At 55.6% G+C, this 18,740-nt stretch carries 20 protein-coding genes and 1 tRNA gene; 6 read left to right on the plus strand and 15 right to left on the minus strand.

The window, feature by feature from the left end; genetic code table 11:
* Positions 1–9 precede the first annotated feature (9 nt).
* The 6 genes from EQV96_RS11980 to queA form a co-directional block, all read right to left on the minus strand.
* Positions 10–537, minus strand: coding sequence for a glycine zipper 2TM domain-containing protein (locus EQV96_RS11980; RefSeq protein WP_095001472.1), 528 nt, complete (start codon positions 535–537; stop codon positions 10–12).
* A gap of 121 nt (positions 538–658) precedes the next feature.
* Complete coding sequence (secF, locus tag EQV96_RS11985; protein ID WP_095001473.1) at positions 659–1,573, minus strand: protein translocase subunit SecF; 915 nt, start codon at positions 1,571–1,573, stop codon at positions 659–661.
* Positions 1,574–1,582: 9 nt separating this feature from the next.
* Positions 1,583–3,451: a protein translocase subunit SecD gene (secD, locus tag EQV96_RS11990; protein ID WP_095001474.1), complete on the minus strand. Its 1,869-nt coding sequence runs from the start codon at positions 3,449–3,451 to the stop codon at positions 1,583–1,585.
* Positions 3,452–3,517: 66 nt separating this feature from the next.
* Complete coding sequence (yajC, locus tag EQV96_RS11995) at positions 3,518–3,853, minus strand: preprotein translocase subunit YajC (protein WP_095001475.1); 336 nt, start codon at positions 3,851–3,853, stop codon at positions 3,518–3,520.
* A 42-nt stretch (positions 3,854–3,895) separates the two neighbouring features.
* Positions 3,896–5,011 carry a tRNA guanosine(34) transglycosylase Tgt gene (gene tgt / locus EQV96_RS12000; protein ID WP_083369874.1) on the minus strand — a complete coding sequence of 372 codons (1,116 nt, stop codon included), beginning with the start codon at positions 5,009–5,011 and terminating at the stop codon, positions 3,896–3,898.
* A gap of 11 nt (positions 5,012–5,022) precedes the next feature.
* The gene (gene queA / locus EQV96_RS12005) at positions 5,023–6,084 is read right to left on the minus strand and encodes a tRNA preQ1(34) S-adenosylmethionine ribosyltransferase-isomerase QueA (protein ID WP_095001476.1); all 1,062 of its coding nucleotides are present in this window, start codon (positions 6,082–6,084) and stop codon (positions 5,023–5,025) included.
* A 106-nt stretch (positions 6,085–6,190) separates the two neighbouring features.
* On the opposite strand from queA, the gene EQV96_RS12010 reads away from it, so the two are divergent.
* The 3 genes from EQV96_RS12010 to EQV96_RS12020 all read left to right on the plus strand — a co-directional run bounded on the left by EQV96_RS12010 (position 6,191) and on the right by EQV96_RS12020 (position 7,092).
* Positions 6,191–6,275: transfer RNA gene (locus tag EQV96_RS12010), tRNA-Leu, on the plus strand.
* A 377-nt stretch (positions 6,276–6,652) separates the two neighbouring features.
* On the plus strand, positions 6,653–6,811 hold the full coding sequence (locus EQV96_RS12015; RefSeq protein WP_176464997.1) for a hypothetical protein: 159 nt from the start codon (positions 6,653–6,655) through the stop codon (positions 6,809–6,811).
* Positions 6,808–7,092: a DUF3077 domain-containing protein gene (locus tag EQV96_RS12020; RefSeq protein WP_095024164.1), complete on the plus strand. Its 285-nt coding sequence runs from the start codon at positions 6,808–6,810 to the stop codon at positions 7,090–7,092. The genes EQV96_RS12015 and EQV96_RS12020 overlap by 4 nt, the downstream gene beginning before the upstream one ends.
* A gap of 455 nt (positions 7,093–7,547) precedes the next feature.
* Here the strand turns inward: EQV96_RS12020 and EQV96_RS12025 are convergent, their stop codons facing one another.
* From EQV96_RS12025 to EQV96_RS12035, 3 genes are all read right to left on the minus strand, one after another.
* Complete coding sequence (locus EQV96_RS12025; protein ID WP_240882063.1) at positions 7,548–9,002, minus strand: AAA family ATPase; 1,455 nt, start codon at positions 9,000–9,002, stop codon at positions 7,548–7,550.
* A 4-nt stretch (positions 9,003–9,006) separates the two neighbouring features.
* Positions 9,007–9,960: a reverse transcriptase domain-containing protein gene (locus tag EQV96_RS12030; RefSeq protein WP_240882064.1), complete on the minus strand. Its 954-nt coding sequence runs from the start codon at positions 9,958–9,960 to the stop codon at positions 9,007–9,009.
* A gap of 843 nt (positions 9,961–10,803) precedes the next feature.
* Positions 10,804–11,175, minus strand: a complete 372-nt coding sequence (locus EQV96_RS12035) for a hypothetical protein (RefSeq protein WP_095001477.1) — start codon at positions 11,173–11,175, stop codon at positions 10,804–10,806.
* A 145-nt stretch (positions 11,176–11,320) separates the two neighbouring features.
* Between EQV96_RS12035 and EQV96_RS12040 the strand changes: the two genes are divergently transcribed.
* On the plus strand, positions 11,321–11,650 hold the full coding sequence (locus EQV96_RS12040; RefSeq protein ID WP_095024016.1) for a hypothetical protein: 330 nt from the start codon (positions 11,321–11,323) through the stop codon (positions 11,648–11,650).
* Here EQV96_RS12040 and EQV96_RS12045 read toward each other — a convergent pair whose 3' ends face one another.
* The 3 genes from EQV96_RS12045 to EQV96_RS12055 form a co-directional block, all read right to left on the minus strand.
* A complete protein-coding gene (locus EQV96_RS12045; protein WP_240882065.1) occupies positions 11,651–12,034 on the minus strand; it encodes a cytochrome c family protein in 384 nt (127 codons plus the stop codon). It abuts the gene before it with no gap.
* Positions 12,035–12,125: 91 nt separating this feature from the next.
* Positions 12,126–12,686, minus strand: coding sequence for a DUF924 family protein (locus EQV96_RS12050; RefSeq protein ID WP_095026414.1), 561 nt, complete (start codon positions 12,684–12,686; stop codon positions 12,126–12,128).
* A 29-nt stretch (positions 12,687–12,715) separates the two neighbouring features.
* On the minus strand, positions 12,716–13,333 hold the full coding sequence (locus EQV96_RS12055) for a LysE family translocator (protein ID WP_016779589.1): 618 nt from the start codon (positions 13,331–13,333) through the stop codon (positions 12,716–12,718).
* A 170-nt stretch (positions 13,334–13,503) separates the two neighbouring features.
* Here EQV96_RS12055 and EQV96_RS12060 point away from each other — a divergent pair, with 170 nt between their 5' ends.
* Complete coding sequence (locus EQV96_RS12060; RefSeq protein WP_095018326.1) at positions 13,504–13,956, plus strand: Lrp/AsnC family transcriptional regulator; 453 nt, start codon at positions 13,504–13,506, stop codon at positions 13,954–13,956.
* Between the two features lie 122 nt (positions 13,957–14,078).
* Here EQV96_RS12060 and EQV96_RS12065 read toward each other — a convergent pair whose 3' ends face one another.
* Positions 14,079–14,996: a LysR family transcriptional regulator gene (locus tag EQV96_RS12065; protein ID WP_240882066.1), complete on the minus strand. Its 918-nt coding sequence runs from the start codon at positions 14,994–14,996 to the stop codon at positions 14,079–14,081.
* A gap of 117 nt (positions 14,997–15,113) precedes the next feature.
* Here EQV96_RS12065 and EQV96_RS12070 point away from each other — a divergent pair, with 117 nt between their 5' ends.
* The gene (locus tag EQV96_RS12070; RefSeq protein ID WP_240882067.1) at positions 15,114–16,001 is read left to right on the plus strand and encodes an SDR family oxidoreductase; all 888 of its coding nucleotides are present in this window, start codon (positions 15,114–15,116) and stop codon (positions 15,999–16,001) included.
* An 87-nt stretch (positions 16,002–16,088) separates the two neighbouring features.
* Here EQV96_RS12070 and uxuA read toward each other — a convergent pair whose 3' ends face one another.
* Positions 16,089–17,264: a mannonate dehydratase gene (gene uxuA, locus EQV96_RS12075; protein ID WP_095018325.1), complete on the minus strand. Its 1,176-nt coding sequence runs from the start codon at positions 17,262–17,264 to the stop codon at positions 16,089–16,091.
* Positions 17,265–17,281: 17 nt separating this feature from the next.
* On the minus strand, positions 17,282–18,733 hold the full coding sequence (locus EQV96_RS12080) for a mannitol dehydrogenase family protein (protein WP_095026413.1): 1,452 nt from the start codon (positions 18,731–18,733) through the stop codon (positions 17,282–17,284).
* Positions 18,734–18,740: the final 7 nt, after the last annotated feature.

Here is an 18,740-nt window from a genome sequence, read left to right on the forward strand (position 1 = left end):
CACAAGAATTTAATTCAGGATCAGCTTGCCTTCCTTGTCCACGGCAATTTCATTGCCCGGTTCGTGATCCATACGCACCTTGCCTTCCTTGCCATTGAGCGAATAGCGCACGTCATAGCCGACGACCTTGCTGCTGATGTCATTGACCGTGTTGCAACGCGTCTGGGTCGTGGTGTAGGTATCACGCTCCTGCATGCCTTCCTGCACCTTGTTACCGGCATAACCGCCACCCACCGCACCGGCAACCGTCGCGATCTTTTTGCCGTTACCGCCGCCCACCTGATTACCCAGCAAGCCGCCGGCGACAGCACCAATCACGCTGCCGACAATCTGATGCTGATCCTTGACCGGCGCCTGACGCGTCACAGTCACATCCTTGCACACCTCACGCGGCGTTTTGATCTGCTGGTTGACCGGCACAACGGCCAGCACCTGCGCAGACTCAGGGCCTTTCACCAAGCTGTAAGTGGCAAAAGCACCACCGGCTGTAACACCGACAGCACCCAGTACAGCACCCACCAGCAATGACTTGTTCACGTGAACCTCCAGACCATCTTAAGTGGGAACAGTCCCACACCAATCCTGGAGTTGGAGCACAAAAAAAGGCGCGAGTTCAATAACTCGCGCCTTTTAGGTGACAGTCGTCGATAACTATTGGTTATGGACGATCATCGACTTCCTTCTCACTCGCCGCAGGCGGGATCAGATCCTCTGCACTGAGATTCAGCCAGATCAGCACCACGTTGGCGATGTAGATCGACGAATAAGTACCCGCCAGAACACCCACGAACAGGGCAATCGAGAAGCCCCACAGGTTGTCGCCACCGAAAATCAGCAATGCGGCAATGGCCAGCAAGGTGGAGATCGATGTCGCCATGGTGCGCAGCAAGGTTTGCGTGGTCGAGATGTTGATGTTGTCGATCAGGCTGGCCTTGCGCAGAACCCGGAAGTTCTCGCGCACCCGATCAAATACCACAATGGTGTCGTTGAGCGAGTAACCGATGATCGCCAGCACCGCCGCCAATACCGTCAGGTCGAAGGTGATCTGGAACCAAGACAGCACGCCCATGGTCACGATCACGTCGTGAACCAGGGACACGATCGCGCCGACAGCGAACTTCCACTGAAAGCGGAAGGCCAGGTAAAGCATGATGCCGCCCAGCGCCATCAGCATGCCGAGGCCGCCCTGGTCGCGCAGCTCTTCACCCACCTGCGGGCCAACGAACTCGACGCGCTTGATCACCGCCGGATTGCTGGTATCTGCCTGACCCAGCGCAGCCGCTACCTTGTTGCCCAGCAACGGATCATCGCCGGGCATACGCACCAGCAAGTCGGTGGTGGCACCAAAGCTCTGCACCACGGCATCGTGGAAGCCGGCCGAAACCAGCTCGTTACGCACCTTGGTCAGATCAGCCGGCTTCTCGTAGGTCAGCTCGATAAGCGTACCGCCGGTGAAGTCCAGGCCGTAGTTCATGCCCTTGTGGAACATGCTGAACAAGGCCAGCACGGTAAGCAGTACAGTGACGCCGAACGCTACGTTGCGAACGCCCATGAAGTTGATTGTACGTAACATGGCAGCCCCTTAAATCCACAACTTCTTGAAGTCCCGACCGCCATACACCAGGTTGACCAGTGCGCGGGTGACCATAATGGCCGTGAACATCGAGGTAAAGATACCCAGCGACATGGTCACCGCGAAGCCTTTAACCGGCCCGGTACCCATGGCGAAGAGGATCCCGCCGACCAGCAGGGTTGTCAGGTTGGAGTCAACGATGGCGGTAAAGGCACGGTTGAAACCTTCGTTGATCGCCCGCTGCGGTGTCATGCCATTGGCCAGCTCTTCACGTATACGCGAGAAGATCAGTACGTTGGCATCGACCGCCATACCCATCGTCAACACGATACCGGCAATGCCCGGCAGGGTCAGGGTTGCACCCAGCACCGACATCAGCGCCAGCAGCAAGACCATGTTGCCCGCCAGTGCCACCGTCGCGATCACACCGAAGAAACGGTAGATGGCGATGATGAAGATCGACACGAACAACATGCCCCACAGCGATGCATCGACACCCTTGGTAATGTTGTCAGCACCCAGGCTCGGGCCAATGGTGCGCTCTTCAGCGAAGTACATTGGCGCGGCCAGACCACCGGCACGCAACAGCAGTGCCAGCTCGGAAGCCTCACCCTGGCCATTCAGACCGGTAATCCGGAACTGACTGCCCAGCGGCGACTGGATGGTCGCCAGGCTGATGATCTTCTTCTCTTCTTTGAACGACTGAACCGGTACGTCCTTCTCGACACCGTCAACCACTTGCTTGGTGTAAGTCGTCACCGGCTTCTGCTCGATGAAGATTACCGCCATGCTGCGACCAACGTTGCTGCGCGTCGAACGACTCATCAGCTCGCCACCGTGACCATCAAGCTTGATGTTCACTTGTGGCCGGCCGTGCTCATCAAAGCCCGCCTGAGCATCGGTTACCTGGTCACCAGTAATGATCAGACCACGCTCGATTTGCGCGCCAGGACGGTTGCCTTCACGGAACTCGAAAGTTTCGGACGTCGCTTTGGAAGCGCCCGGCTCGGCCGCCAGACGGAACTCAAGGTTGGCCGTCTTGCCCAGGATACGCTTGGCTTCGGCGGTGTCTTGCACGCCCGGCAGCTCAACCACGATGCGGTTGGCACCCTGACGCTGAACCAGAGGCTCGGCAACACCCAACTCGTTGACCCGGTTACGGACGGTTGTCAGGTTTTGCTTGATGGAATATTCACGGATTTCCGCCAGCTTGGCCGGGGTCATCGCCAGACGCAGAACCGGCTGACCGTTCAGGTCTGCAGCGGTAATGTCGAAATCATTGAAGCTTTTACGGATCAGGCTACGCGCTTGCTCACGGACAGCTTCATCAGTGAAGCCCAACTGAATGGCACCGTTGAGTTGCGGCAGGCTGCGATAACGCACTTTTTCTTTACGCAACAGGCTTTTGACATCGCTCTCGTACACTTTCATGCGTGCATCGACAGCTTTGTCCATGTCCACTTCCAGCAGGAAGTGCACACCGCCCGACAAGTCCAGACCCAGTTTCATCGGGTGAGCACCCAGACTGCGCAACCATTGTGGCGTGGTCTGTGCCAGGTTGAGCGCTACGACATAATCGTCACCCAGAGCCTTGCGTACAACATCCTTGGCTGGCAACTGGTCGTCTTTCTTGACCAGGCGCAGCAAACCACCTTTGCCGTTCTGGGCCAGGGAAGCACCCTTGACTTCAATGCCTGCATCCGTCAGCGCCTTGCTTGCGCGATCCAGATCAGCTTGAGTGACCTGCAGGGCCGTGCTCGCACCCGACACTTGAATGGCCGGATCATCAGGGTACAGATTGGGAGCGGAATAAATAAAACCGATCGCCAGCACTGCCAGGATCAGTATGTATTTCCACAGAGGGTATTTGTTCAGCATCAATCACGCCGCCCGCTTAAAACGCGGGGCGCCTTGCGCGCCCCGTCGATTGTTGAAAGTTGAAACTTAGATCGCTTTCAGCGTGCCTTTAGGCAACGTGGCTGCAACCGAGCCTTTCTGAATTTTCAGCTCGACAGTGTCAGACACTTCGATGACAACAAAAGCATCGGAAACCTTGACGATTTTGCCGGCGATACCGCCAGTGGTCACGATTTCGTCGCCTTTTTGCAGGTTACCCAACAGGGCTTTCTGCTCTTTAGCGCGCTTGGCCTGTGGACGCCAGATCATCAGGTAGAAGATGACCAGGAAGCCGACCAGGAAGATCCATTCAAAACCGCCACCCATTGGGGCAGCAGCAGGTGCAGCAGCGTCCGCGAAAGCGGAAGAGATGAAAAAGCTCATTAAGCACTCCAGTTGCAATGTTGTTTCTTAAAGGTCCGAAACTCAGTCCAAGGGCGGCACAGGCAGCCCGCGCTTGGCATAGAAGGCGTCGACAAAGGTGGCCAATGTACCCTGTTGAATAGCCTCGCGCAAACCAGCCATGAGCACCTGATAGTGGCGCAAATTATGGATGGTATTGAGCATGCTACCCAGCATTTCGCCGCACTTGTCCAGGTGATGCAGATAAGCGCGGGAGAAGTTCTGGCAGGTGTAGCAATCGCAGGTCGGATCCAGCGGCGAATCATCATGGCGATGGAACGCGTTGCGGATCTTGATGACACCCGTGTCGATAAACAGATGCCCATTGCGGGCATTGCGGGTTGGCATCACGCAATCGAACATGTCCACACCGCGGCGCACACCCTCAACGAGATCTTCCGGCTTGCCAACCCCCATAAGGTAACGAGGTTTGTCAGCAGGCATCATCGCCGGCAGGTAATCCAGCACCTTGATCATTTCGTGCTTGGGCTCGCCGACCGACAAACCGCCGATGGCCAGGCCGTCGAAACCGATCTTGTTCAGGCCTTCGAGCGAGCGCTCGCGCAGGTTCTGGTGCATGCCGCCCTGAACGATACCGAACAGTGCCGCCGTGTTGTCGCCATGGGCATTCTTGGAGCGCTGCGCCCAGCGCAACGACAGCTCCATGGAGACACGGGCAGTGTCTTCATCGGCCGGGTACGGGGTGCATTCGTCGAAAATCATCACCACGTCAGAGCCCAGATCGCGCTGGACCTGCATCGACTCTTCGGGGCCCATGAACACCTTGGCACCATCTACCGGCGAAGCGAAGGTCACACCTTCTTCCTTGATCTTGCGCATGGCGCCCAGGCTGAACACCTGGAAACCGCCGGAGTCGGTCAGGATCGGGCCCTGCCACTTCATGAAATCGTGCAGGTCGCCGTGTTTTTTGATGACTTCAGTGCCTGGGCGCAGCCACAGGTGGAAGGTATTGCCCAAAATCATCTGCGCGCCGATCGCTTCGATATCGCGGGGCAGCATGCCCTTGACCGTACCGTAAGTACCGACCGGCATGAACGCTGGGGTTTCAACCACACCACGGGGGAAGGTCAAACGACCGCGACGAGCCTTGCCATCAGTGGCCAGCAGCTCGAAGGACATACGACAGTTGCTCATGCTTGATCCTCTGGGGCCGGGGCTGGAGCCGTCGGCGCAGGATTGCGGGTGATGAACATTGCATCACCGTAACTAAAGAAGCGGTACCCATGCTCAACCGCAGCCTTGTAGGCCGCCATGGTTTCGGGATAACCGGCGAATGCCGAAACCAGCATCAGCAGCGTGGATTCCGGCAGATGGAAATTGGTCACCAGCGCGTCAACCACATGAAAGGGTCGACCGGGGAAGATAAAGATATCGGTATCGCCACTGAACGGCTTGAGCACGCCATCACGCGCGGCACTTTCCAGCGAACGCACGCTGGTGGTACCCACGGCGATCACCCGTCCGCCGCGCGCACGGCATGCAGCCACGGCATCGACCACATCCTGGCCCACTTCGAGCCATTCGGTGTGCATATGGTGATCTTCAAGACGCTCGACCCGCACCGGCTGGAATGTACCCGCGCCCACGTGCAAGGTCACGAATGCCGTCTCGACGCCTTTGGCGGCGATGGCCTGCATCAGCGGCTCATCAAAGTGCAGCCCTGCCGTTGGCGCCGCGACGGCACCCAGGCGCTGGGCGTAGACCGTTTGATAGCGCTCGCGGTCCGAACCTTCGTCCGGGCGGTCGATATAGGGCGGCAATGGCATATGCCCGACACGGTCCAGCAGCGGCAATACCTCTTCGGCAAAGCCCAGCTCGAACAGCGCATCGTGACGCGCCAGCATCTCGGCTTCGCCACCGCCATCAATCAGGATCTTCGACCCGGGTTTTGGCGACTTGCTGGAACGCACATGGGCCAGCACGCGGTGGCTGTCGAGCACCCGCTCAACCAGAATTTCCAGCTTGCCGCCCGAGGCCTTCTGGCCAAACAGACGGGCCGGAATCACCCGGGTATTGTTAAACACCATCAAATCGCCTGGACGCAAATGTTCAAGCAAATCAGTGAATTGACGATGTGCCAGTGCGCCGCTCTCCCCGTCCAGGGTCAGCAGGCGACTGTTGCGGCGCTCCGCCAAAGGATGGCGTGCGATGAGCGAATCAGGGAGTTCGAAAGTAAAGTCAGCAACGCGCATGATAGGTTTCGTCTAGCAGGGCCGGGGAGTTTAACGGACTTGGCAAAAATAGACCAATAAGTTGTTGACCGACCTAAACCTCATCTCTATACTTCGCCGCCATTGAGCCCTGATGGCGGAATTGGTAGACGCGGCGGATTCAAAATCCGTTTTCGAAAGAAGTGGGAGTTCGATTCTCCCTCGGGGCACCAAACATAGATTCAAGGTGCCGCTCAATGCACCCTGGATACACAGAGAAACCGGCCACCGCGCCGGTTTTTTTGTGTCTATTATTTGCTGCGGTTACCATGCAGTTGCGCTCTTACAAAGTGAGCGTTACCCTTTTGTCATCGCTGCAAATTCAGCGAACGGGTTTGGTCGCCCGACAAGCAAAAGGCGCACAGGCGCCCCATAACGATTGCAGGCGCTTTTTTTGCGTCCGCATATCCGTTTTATGGTGGCTGTGCGCGGGAGGCCCTCGGGCCTGCCGGGTTCCTTTTGCCCCGGTCGACCAACCTGCGCACAGCTGCCACCCCTATTTGTTTGGTCGCAAACGGTGGTAGCTCCCCAAGCAAAAGGAGCGTCAATCATGCACACCCTGAATCCGTCCAAAATTTGCGCCACTGTTTATCGAGCAGTGGCTCTATCCGCATTACACGCCAGCGCCAGCCTTACCACCCGCCTCGCCGCCTACAACCTCAATATGGCCAAAGCCCGCGCACTTGCTTCCAAAAAGGGTGACCTATGAACCCTGCAACTTTGATCCAAACCGTTGGCGGGGCCAGCTTTGCCAAATGCAATGCCGAGAACCAGCGCCTGTTTACCGTCAACCCCGGCGTATCGGGCGAGGAAGCGCTGCAGCACGCCTCTCTCCTGATGAACTGCGTCAACACGCTCACGTTCTTGGGTGCCATGAATGATGGTAACGAAGCGCTGAGATGGGCTTCGCACTACCTCAGCGAAATGGCCAAAGCACTTATAGATGACGTCACCTTGGGACTTCAGCACGCACAGGGCGGTGACTTATGAGCCACCTACTCTTTCACTCACGACGACCGACGCCAACCCAAGTTAAACGCGCCGCCCAAAAAACTGTTCGAAGCTAAGAGCTGATACTTGCGCGCAGATAACTCAATCACACAATGGCGATGGCAAGGCTTGCCCTAGCCTCGCCCCTTATTGTGATTCTATGAGCTTGCAAGGTGCCTGAAGAGTCCGGGGGATTCATCCTGGCTATGAAAACTCTGTCACCGGCCGAGACATCTCACTTCATCATTCCTCTTTTATGAGTTAGCGTAATGCTGAATTCAAGATAATGCTTAGCGGATGCCAAGCGGAAACCCTCAACAAGCATGGCTTCCCTGCATTTTTTCAAGATAATTTTTCGGACGGTTTGAGATATTTTCCATATACCTACGTTTACTCATCACGACCTGAGCTTCTCAGACCATCCTTTGACTCGGATCTTAGGTACCTACTCAGGTTTATCCAGCAACACCATCATCAACGCCAAAAGAACTAACACCCAGTTCAGCTACAGCCACCTCGGAACTCTCTCCCAGCTGCGTCACAGCAAGCTTAACTGGAAAGTTGTTTTTTTTAACTGGCGATAGAAAACCCTCTAAAACCGCTATTAATTCTTTATAGCTTTCTTCAAGACCATCGTATAAATAGTTGTGAAGTTGTGAAACTGATATAATTTTATGCCGCTTAGTCATTTCCGTGAACAACGACTTTGCCCCACAATGCTTTACACGGTCTGGCAGACGGTACGGAAAGTCTTCTTTCTCATACTCTTTAAGTAAGGCAGATTCAATATTATTGATTGGCGTGCAAAATATAGCTGGCGAGCGCCTTACCCGCGCATTATCTTTTTTATCACCATCAAGAATGACAATTACATTTTCCGGCGCAGACAAGAAGTTCTCATCACTATTCCTCTGCATCAAATCAATAACATTATCCGCACCACCAGCAGGTATTATTTTATAATTGAAAAACAGCTCATCCTTGTTCATTTTCCCTATGAGAAATTCGATCTGACTCTTAAGCTCCTCATCTTCTGTTAGGATATATTTATCCCACCCTTTGAAACCGAAAAGAATGCTCTTTATATAGTTATAGGATACAGGCCGTATTTTCGTAATCCCATCCAAGTCCTCCATATAGAAAAGTTCATTTTCACGAAGTGTTCTCATCATTGCCAAAGAGTGAGTTGTAAACAGAACATTCACTTCATACTGACTACAGAACTCCCGAAGTTTCTCTATAAGGCGAGCTTGCGCTGCCGCATCCAATGAAATATCAATCTCATCAATTACAATCAGCTTGTTTTTGCTTTTGATTTTCCTATAAAGACTAATAAGGAAATACTCACCAGAACTAAGATAATCCTCCCTGATATACCTACTCCCTTCAAGAGGAAGACAGTAGTAAGATTCATTTTTTATCTTAATCTCTACTAAAGAGTCAAATTTATTTGTTCCGTATATTCCACGCAAAAATTCTATAAGCTCAATTGGCTGATTATACTGAGATAAAACAATTGCCTTTCTGATGTCACCATCAGCCCCACTAATACTTTGAAAGAAGTTAAACCTCTGCCCATGAGGCATGGGTAACTCTACATCAATTAATGCCTTAATAGCATCAGGTATAGGGGTGTGACAATTAAGCGCCTGAATACTATCGTCATATACAAATTTAAACTCAACACCATCTGCCTTATAGGTCACACTGCTAGATTCACGAAAAATACTAGCTGATGATGTTTTCGAGAACGTATCAGCCGAGCAAAGATTTCTTATTGCCTTGATCAACGTGGTTTTACCCGCACCATTTTTTCCAACAACACAGGTTAACTTGTTATCGACAAGATCAATTAAAATACTAGCTGAACTTACATGCTGAACATCATTTATCTGAAATGAAATTTTCATGAGCTTACTTTTTTGATGGGTGATGAATTAACGTATCGACTACCGTCGACCCATATTTCTTTCGCAACTTATTAAGATAATCCTTATCAATGGTATTTACGTAATTCATGTAACCAGTAATTTTCTCGACACCCACCCTGAAATCCCCTCCAACCTTATCAACAAACCTCTCACGATCATTGATATAGAAATGAAGCATAACCTCAAGCTCTTTCTTAAACTTAATATCCACTGTTACTTTTTGATTAGGTAAAATAACCATACCTAACAACTTAATCTTATTACCCGAATGAGTAAACTTACTCTTATCACAGTTAACAGAAAGCTTCCCTTGAAAGCACTCATCCAACAGACCTGCGACACTCTCCTTAATACCTAGCAAAGCATCCCTACTCCCACCTGATATAATTATATCATCTGAGTATCTTGTATAAATAAGATTGCGCTTATCACAGTAGGACTTGAGCTTTTTGTCAAACCCATAAAGACAGGAATTACTGATAAGCGGGGAAGAGGGAAAACCAACGGGTAGCGCCCCATCAACAACAACTAACTCAACAATCCTATCGATATAATTGTCGGCATCCAATATTGGAGCAAGGTGCAAACTATCGCCAATTACATCCTTCACTAATCTTGCGTCAATACTTTTGAAAAAGTCTGTTAAGTCTGTCTGAAAAAAACATGAGCTTCCTGAGTGCTTAGCAACGGCATCATATGCATTAACGCCCTTTCTATAAGAGAAAACCACCTCTTCGTCAATCTTCAAATACTCGAACAAAAACAAATTCAGGAAAGAATGATACGTTTTCAACTTCTTATTGGGCCGTACCACTTCTCTATTTTTAATTCTAGTTCGTTCATAACACAACGAAACATCGCACTCAGCAAAATCTGTAAAATCAAGCTTGCCATGATACATAGCATCAAATAGGTCTTTAAGCGGCTTTTTCGTCATAAATATATCCCCGGCTGATTAAAACTCTACAGGAATTTCAGCTATCAGAGAATAGTTTAGGACATTTAAAGGTAGCGATCACCGAGTTACAACTGGGCGTCGCGACAGAAAGACAATTTAAATGAGGTCGTGACGTACAGAGGCGAGGTAGGTGCAGAAAGCAGGGCCTGGTAGAACCTCTATCTTGGGACGTACCAGAAATTCTTGACATCAAAATAAACATTACTATTCGTGTGGCCATCCCAAAGATAGGATGACCACACAACAGTAACCGGATATAGACCTGTAGAGGCCAGCTGGATGACTGGAGATGCTCCTAGTCGCTGACATACCTAAATCATATGGGCTTCTGCAAAAAAATCAAGCGGGGATGTCACCGTCGGATATTCGGGCCTCCTTGGATGAACACGTTGCTTTGCCTCTCTCTGCCACACGAGCGTACAAGATACATATGCCGAGCGAGCGCCTTGGATAACGCCTGGATCATGTAGAGACGCCTCTCGTTACAACCGTTTGTCGCAATCATCGTGGAGTCGCCTGCCCAAGCTGAAGGATGCCGTTGCAGCCAATCCAGGCAAGCAGGTGTTAAACGCCAGCGACTACTCTCCTCTACTCCCCACGTGCCCCCCCCTAACAGTGCAATCCGCCTAAAAGGCATGGTTTGTATAGAGCACACAATTCTCCCTCGGGGCACCAAACATAGATTCAAGGTGCCGCTCAATGCACCCTGGATATACAGAGAAACCGGCCACCGCGCCGGTTTTTTTGTGCCTGCGATTTGTCCCGCCCGGGCTGACCTGCTTGCCCTCAGCCCGTACCCCCATCACCCACAGGTTATGGCGTTCAAGATTGCGGAACGCGCTCGATATAGGATTTGAAGCACTGCCCCTTCACCTTGTTGCTGAACTTTTCTGCAGCAGCCCATTTTTTTTCTTTTGTATCTTCTATCGGGTATGCCTGGGCATCGCGCACAAATAGCACGCGCATCTTCCTGGTGATGTCTGAAGGCTCATGGTAGGCATCGTAGACATAATCTACGGGCCTGCCCTCCTGTCGACTCAACATGATTGAGGCCGCATCAAGTGCCCAGCCGTCGCAATAAGACACTTCGCCGTTACTGAACTGGATAACGCCGTCCTTCATGGTCCAGGCCCCGGCTCCGCCCGCTGCGAGCAAGCCCATTGCAGCTACCAGGGCTGACGCTGTCTTGCGCATGTTCATCTTCCTTCCCTGAAAAAACCGGAGGGTATCACCGCATCAACCTAAATGCTGAAAGCCTCTTGTGCTGCCCCTTGGCCTTTTTTTTCGCCAGCAGAAAAGCGATGATCGCCGCCCGGCATCAACGTAGAGGATCTTGTCGATGGAATTGCCACTGGAATCAGTCGCCCTTTATGCACTCAAGCTGGCGTACGAGTCCGAAGGTTCGAGCCCGATTTTGCGCGACGACCCGGCCATGAGCGACTATCAACGCGATGTCTTTGCCTTTGACCTGCGCAAGGGCGATATCGACGCCATCCAGGATAAAATCGAGCGCTGTGTGGCACTGGCGCTGGACGCCCTGGGCGGCGCGCAAACGGTCATGGGCCGCGAACTGCAAAAGCTGGCCGCCGGTTTCAGCAATGCGCAGACCCCGGAGCAAATGCACCCGGCGCTGCTGACGCTCAAGGATTACCTCAAGGACGTGCAGTAATCACCGCCCCTGGACGGACTCGATATAGGCCAGCAGATTGTCGATTTTCTCTTGATCGCTGATGCCCCAAAAGATCATCCGCGTGCCGCTCACCACTTTTTTCGGTGCTTCTATATAGGCCGCCAGTTTTTCCCGCGTCCATACAACACCTGAGTTTTTCATGGCGTCGGAATACTGGTAGCCCTCGCTGGTGCCGGCCAGCCGTCCGATCACACCATTGAGTTGCGGACCAAAACCATTGCGGGCGTTTTCGCCGATGCTGTGGCAGCCGCCACAGGTTTTGGTGAACAGCCTGCCCCCCGCTTCGGCATCCCCTGCAGCTATCGCGCCGTGACTCAACAGCGCGGCACAAAGGCTAAGGATCAACAAGGCTGGGTACTTCATCGGTCACTCCATCAGGTAAGGGTGTTCAGGCTCAGGCGGCAATTATGCCTGCCCGCCAGCGGTTACACCTTGCTGGTGGTCAAGACAGGGCTTACCCGGCAAACCCGCCTTCATCCAGAAACGTACGTTCCTCCACGCTGGTATCGCGCCCCAGCACATGATTGCGATGGGGGAAACGCCCAAAACGCTGGATGATCACGGCGTGTTCTTCAGCCCAGACGCTGGCTTGCGGCCCAAGACTGTGGTGCAGTTGCAGGGACAGCTGTTGGTCGGCACTGTCTTCGGAATGCTCGAACGGCAAATAACAGAACAGTCGCAAGTCGGCCTCGAACGCCTTGTCCATACCGCCATTGATCATCTCCCGCGCATAAAAGCGCGCCAGCGAGTCGGTGGCAAACATATGTGCGGTTCCACGAAAAGCATTGCGCGGGTACTGGTCCAGCAGCAACAGCAACGCCAGGGCGCCTTCAGGTTGCGCCAGCCAGTGCTCCAACTTGCGACTGGCCGCCAGGAAATGAGCGCTGTAGAAAGTGTCGCGAAACAAGGTATCGAAGGCTTCATCCTTGGCAAACCAGTGCCTGGGGCCAGCCTGTTTCCAGAACTCGATTACCGCCTGCGGTGTTATTTGCTGATCCTTCCCGGTCGCTGCCACAGTTTGTTCCTCAGGTTGTTGGCCAAGCCTCAACTGTAGGCCTGCTCCGCCAGCAGCACCACCGCAATCAGGATCATTATCGCCCCCGATACCCGGCTGACATTCTTTGCAGCACCTGGCCGGGTGCGCAACACGGCGTGGGCACTGAAACCCACCGCCAGATACACCAGCGCACAACTGACCGCATGCAGCCCGCCCAGGGCAATGATCTGTGTCGGTATCGACCAATTCGACAGCGGGTCGGTGAACTGCGGCAAAAGCGCCAGAAACAACAGCAGCACCTTGGGATTGAGGCCGCTGACACACAACCCCTTCCACGCCCAGCGCGACCATGAATCAGACGCCTGCCCCTGCCCGGACTGGGGGGTTGCGGGGTCCCTGAGCATGCACACACCCAGCCAGAGCAAATACAGCGCCCCCGCAACCGTCAGCACGCTGAGGATCATCGGATTGCGCGCCACCAGCCCGCCCACGCCCGCCGCCACAATCACCGTTGCCAGCAAATGCCCCGAGAGCATACCCGCCACCGCTGGCGTCACCAGCCGACCGCGCATGCCCGCGGAAATCGCATAGGCCCAGTCTGCGCCGGGGGTGATGATAAACAAGAACGATACCGCCCAAAACGCGGCCAGGACGCTGAGAGTCACGGGACATTTCCTTTCTACACTGGAACTTTGATGATGAGAGATGGGGCACAAGCCCCGCGCCGCTGCTTTCTGGGAAGGTCTAAGCGGGCAAAAGAAGAATAAGCAAATGCCGCCAGGATTATCTTTCGTTTATCCTAAGCAACAGTTATTAACGGGAAAGGTTCTTCCATATGGATCGCATTGACAGGAATATTCTTGCGCAGCTGCAAGCTGATGGCCGACTTTCCCTCACCGAACTCGCAGAACGGGTGGGTTTGAGTCTCTCACCCTGCCATCGGCGCGTACGGGCGCTGGAAGACTCGGGGGTGATTCTTGGCTATCGCGCCCTGCTGGCGCCCGGCGAACTGGGACTTAACTTTTCCGCCATGGTATTTGTCACCCTGCGCGAAGTGACCCGTCAGGCGATTGCCGATTTTGAAGCGGCAGTGATCGAGACCTCGCAGATCGTCGACGCACAAAGGCTGTTTGGTGACCCGGACTACCTGCTGCATGTGGTCGCCGCCGACCTGCCGGCCTTCCAGCAGCTCTACGATGAGCGCCTGACCTCACTGCCCAATGTGCAACGCCTGACGTCCACGCTGGTAATGAAGCGGGTTATTCAGGACCGGATGCTGCCGTTGTGAGGCGGCATAAAAACATGTGGGGGCTGGCTTGCCTGCGATGCAGACGATGCGCTGTCACTGTAAAACCGCAGTGATCCAATCGCGAGCAAGCCCGCTCCCACAGGACGAGTGCAACCCGCCAATTAATCCGCCAACGGCATCAGCCCGACGGTCAGGGCATCAAGCAAAGCACTGACCTTGGGCAGGGCCTTGCGGCTTTTTGGCCACACCAGGTTGATCGCCAGCCCCTCGCTCGCCAGATGCGGCAGCACCTGCACCAGTGAACCATCAGCCAGATGCTGCTTGATCAGCCAGGTGGGCAGTTGGGCGATGCCGCATCCCGCCAGCACTGTCATCACTTGCCCTTCACCATCTCCTACGATGTACCTGGCGGGCATCACCCGGCGCTCTACCTCTCCGGGGCGGCTGCCTGCGAAGTTCCAGGGGCTGACCGTGCCGTCGGCCCGCCCATAGGCCACACACTGGTGATGCTCCAGATCGCGGTCGGTCACAGGCGTGCCGTGAATGTTCAGATAAGCCGGCGCAGCACAGAACACATGCCGCTCACGCCCCAGAAAACGATGCTCCAGCGCCGCTGGCCAGATATCCGGCCCACCGACCCGCACGACAATATCCACACCCTCTTCGACCGGATCGATAAAGCGGTCGGAGAACGAAATATGCGGCAGCAGCAGTGCGTGTTTTTGCACAAACTGCAAAATCACCGGCAACGCCTGCAAACGCCCGAAGGCCGCCGGCAAGTCAATGCGGATCCTGCCCTGCGGCTCGGCATTGTCGGCCTGCATGGCCAACTCGGCCTCCTCCAGTTCGGCCAGAACCCCGATACAGGTCCGGTAAAAAGCCGCTCCGCCATCGGTCAATGCCAAGCGCCGCGTGGTGCGCTGGAACAAGCGCACCCCAAGCCTGCCTTCCAGCCGGGCTATGCCCTTGCTGATCGCCGAGGCCGTCAGGTTCAAACGCTCGGCAGCAGCCCTGAAGCTGCCCGAGTCGGCGACACAGACAAATACATCGATACCTTTCAGGCGCTCGGAAGCAAACATGCACGGCCCTCATTAGTGAATTCAGTTCATCTTATTAGATAAAAGGCATCCTAAATACGCCAGCAGTTCCCCAGTAAGCTTTTACACCACGAACTTACTCAAGCATCAGGCGTATTTATGACTTCGCACAAACCCACCGTTTTAATCACCGGCGCCACCGGCCAGATCGGCGGCGACACCCTGCGCAACCTGCTGGCTGACAAGACCATTACCCTGGTCGCGGCCGTGCGCTCCCACGCCAAGGCCCAGTCTTTTACTGCACAGGGCATTCGCACCGTGATCATGGATTTCGACCAGGAACACACCCTGGCCCCGGCGCTGGAGGGTATCGACCGCGCCCTGCTGGTCACCGGCTACACCGTGGACATGCTGCGCCAGAGCAAGGCATTCATCGACCAGGCGAAAAAATCCGGCGTGCAGCATTTGGTGCATCTGGGTGCCTGCGGGCGGGACGACACCACCATCGGCCACTGGGCCTGGCACCAGTTTGTAGAACGTTATATCGAGTGGTCCGGTTTCTCGTTTACCCATTTGCGTCCCGAGTGCTTTATGCAAAACCTGCTCAGCTACGATGGCACCCGCGCAGTCATCAACGGAGTGATCGAGCAGTACACCGGTGATACGCGGTTCAGCTGGGTTGACGGCGAAGATGTGGCCCGGGTGGCCGCACAAGCTTTGTTGCACCCGCATAAGCATGCAGGTCAGACCTATCGACTGGGCTACGACGTACAGTCCTATGGCGATATCGCCGCGATCATGACCCGCCTGCTGGGCCAGCCATTTCGTTATGACGCACAGTCACCGGACGTGTTTGTGCAGAACATGCGCGCGGCAGGTGCAGAAATGGCTTATATGACCTGCGTACAGGACAACTTCACGCGCATGGCCGCCGGGCAAATTCCCGGGGTTGAAGAAACCTTCGACAATTTCAGCCAGATCACCGGGCGCCAGCCGGTGCGCTGGGAAGACTTCGTGCAAAAGCACCGCAAGGTGTTTGCCTATTGATTCATCCCTGTCGCCGCTGCCACAGGCTGCGATGGGGCGCGCAGCCTGCGGCAGCGGCTACAGGTCAGCTGTGCAAGGCAAACGGTGTCACGCCAGTTGCTGGCGCATCGCCATTTCCACCCCGCGAATCTCGGCCAGGCCTTTGAGGCGACCGATCAGCGAATAACCCGGGTTGCTCTTGCGGTGCTGGTCATCGAGCAACTGGTGACCGTGGTCCGGGCGCAGCGGCAAGCGCGGGCCGCCCTCACGTTCACGGCGCAGATCCTCGGCCACCAGCGCACCGATCACCCCGACCATGTCCACATCACCTCCCAGGTGATGGGCTTCGTGGAAGCTGCGCGGATCGGCCTCGCGGCGGGTCGAGCGCAGGTGGGTGAAGTAGATGAAGGGCGCAAACTGTTTGGCCATCGCCACCAGATCATTGTCTTCACGCACGCCATAAGACCCGGTGCAAAAAGTCAGGCCATTGGCCGGGCTTGGCGCGGCATCCAGCAACCATTGCGCATCTGCGGCAGTCGACAGGATACGCGGCAGGCCCAGCAACGCCCGCGGCGGATCGTCCGGGTGGATGGCCATGCGCACACCCACTTCCTCTGCGACCGGAATCACTTCACGCAAGAAATGCCCCAGGTGCTCACGCAACTTCGCCTCGTCGATCTCGGCGTAGGTGCGCAGCAAGGCGCGGAAATCTTCCAGGCTGTAGTGCTCTTCTGCGCCAGGCAGACCGGCAATCAGCGTGTTGACCAGGCTGGTATTCTGCTCGGGGGTCAGCTTTTCAAAGTAGGCCCTGGCTTGCGCGATATCCTCGGCACTGTACTCGGCCTGCGCCTCCGGGCGCTGGAGGATAAACAGGTCAAATGCGGCAAAGGCGGTCTGGTCAAAACGCAGGGCCCAGCCACCGTCATCCATCTCCCAGGCCAGGTCGGTGCGGGTCCAGTCCAGCACCGGCATAAAGTTGTAGCAGACGATATCGATGCCGCAACTCGCCAGATTGCGCACGCTTTGCTGATAGTTGGCGATGTACTCGTCACGGCGACCACAGCCACGCTTGATGTCTTCGTGCACCGGGATGCTTTCCACCACCGACCAGGTCAGGCCAGCGTCTTCGATCATCTGCTTGCGTGCCGCAATCGCTGCCACCGGCCATACCTGGCCATTGGGGATGTCGTGCAAGGCAGTGACAATCCCGGTGGCTCCGGTCTGGCGCACATCTGCCAGTGAAATCGGATCCTGGGGGCCAAACCAGCGCCAAGTCTGTTCCATGTCTATCTCCCTTCTTGTTAGTTATGTGCTGCAAAAGTTTTTAGCTGAGCCGCCATACCGGCCTGCTCAATGGCGCTGTAAGCGCGCTGCACCGCATCGCGAAAGGCCGGCCGCGCCGACAGCGCGAGCGGGAATACCTGCTCCAGATCGAGAAAGGCATCGACGCGCTGTGCCCCGTCAAGGCTGCCCGCCAGATCGGCAAACGTGGCGCTTAGCGGGTCATCGACCACATGGGCTTCACGGCCCGGCAAAGGCCGGGTGCAGTAGTGAATCCAGGCTGCAACCCCCAGCGCGATACAGTCAACGTCGCGCCCCGCTTCAAGCAGTGCCTGTGCACCCTGGAGCCAGCGCTGCGGCAGTTTTTGCGAACCATCCATGGCGATCTGGCGCAACCGGTGTTGCAGGCTGTCATTGGCAAACCGCGCGCACAGGTCACGGCCATAACTCGTTACGTCGATCTGCACCGGCATATCCAGCGTAGGTGCGGCCTCTTGGGCCATATAGCGCTGGATAAACAACAGCAAATCAGGATCGCTGATGGCCTCGAATACCGTCTCGTGGCCCGCCAGCAAACCGATATAGGCCAGCAGCGAATGGCTACCGTTGAGCATGCGCAGCTTCATGGTCTCGAACGGCCGCACATCCGCGACCATCTGCACGCCGTCCAGCTCCCAGTCCGGGCGCCCCTGGGGGAAGTGATCCTCGATCACCCACTGGCTGAAGCTTTCACACACCACTGCCGCGGGGTCCTGGCAGCCAAGCTGCTGCAGGTCGCTGAACGCCTGCGCATCCATGGCCGGAACAATGCGGTCGACCATGCAACCGGGGAATGCCACGTGCTGCCCGATCCAAAGCGCCAGCTCACTGCCTTTAACCGCCAACCCCATGACCGCCTGACGGGTGCGCTGGCCGTTGTCCGGCATGTTGTCGCAGCACAGCACGGTAAAGGCCGGGATACCCGCCTGGAACCGGCGGCGCAGGGCCTCCAGCACAATCCCCGGTGCCGTACGTGGTGCTTGCGGGTGGGCAAGGTCGTGGATAACGCCCGGGTCTTGCAGGCGTAACTGGCCAGTGGCCGGGCTCAGGCAATAACCTTTTTCGGTAACCGTCAGGGTCACAATCCGTGTCTGCGGATCGGCCATGCGCTGCAACAGCTGCTCCAGTTCCGCGCCGCCATCACCGGCGTACAGGGCCTCACGCAATACCGTGATCTCGCGCAACGTCACCTGCTCGCGGTCACGATACTCGGCCACCGAGTAACGGCATTGCTGCTCGCGCAACTGCTCTACCAGGGTCCGGTTGGAACGCAGGTTGGCGCTGCACAAGCCCCACGGACCCTCACCGTGACGGTTGTGATGGCGTTGCAGATAGACCGCCTGGTGAGCACGATGAAACGCCCCCAGGCCCAGATGCACGATCCCGATTTCAGCTGCTGCGGCCACTGCGGGTACTGGTTGAATCACAGGCATCGACAGG

Origin of the sequence: Pseudomonas sp. TMW22080 (assembly GCF_022496745.1) — a bacterium.
GTDB lineage: Bacteria > Pseudomonadota > Gammaproteobacteria > Pseudomonadales > Pseudomonadaceae > Aquipseudomonas > Aquipseudomonas bubulae.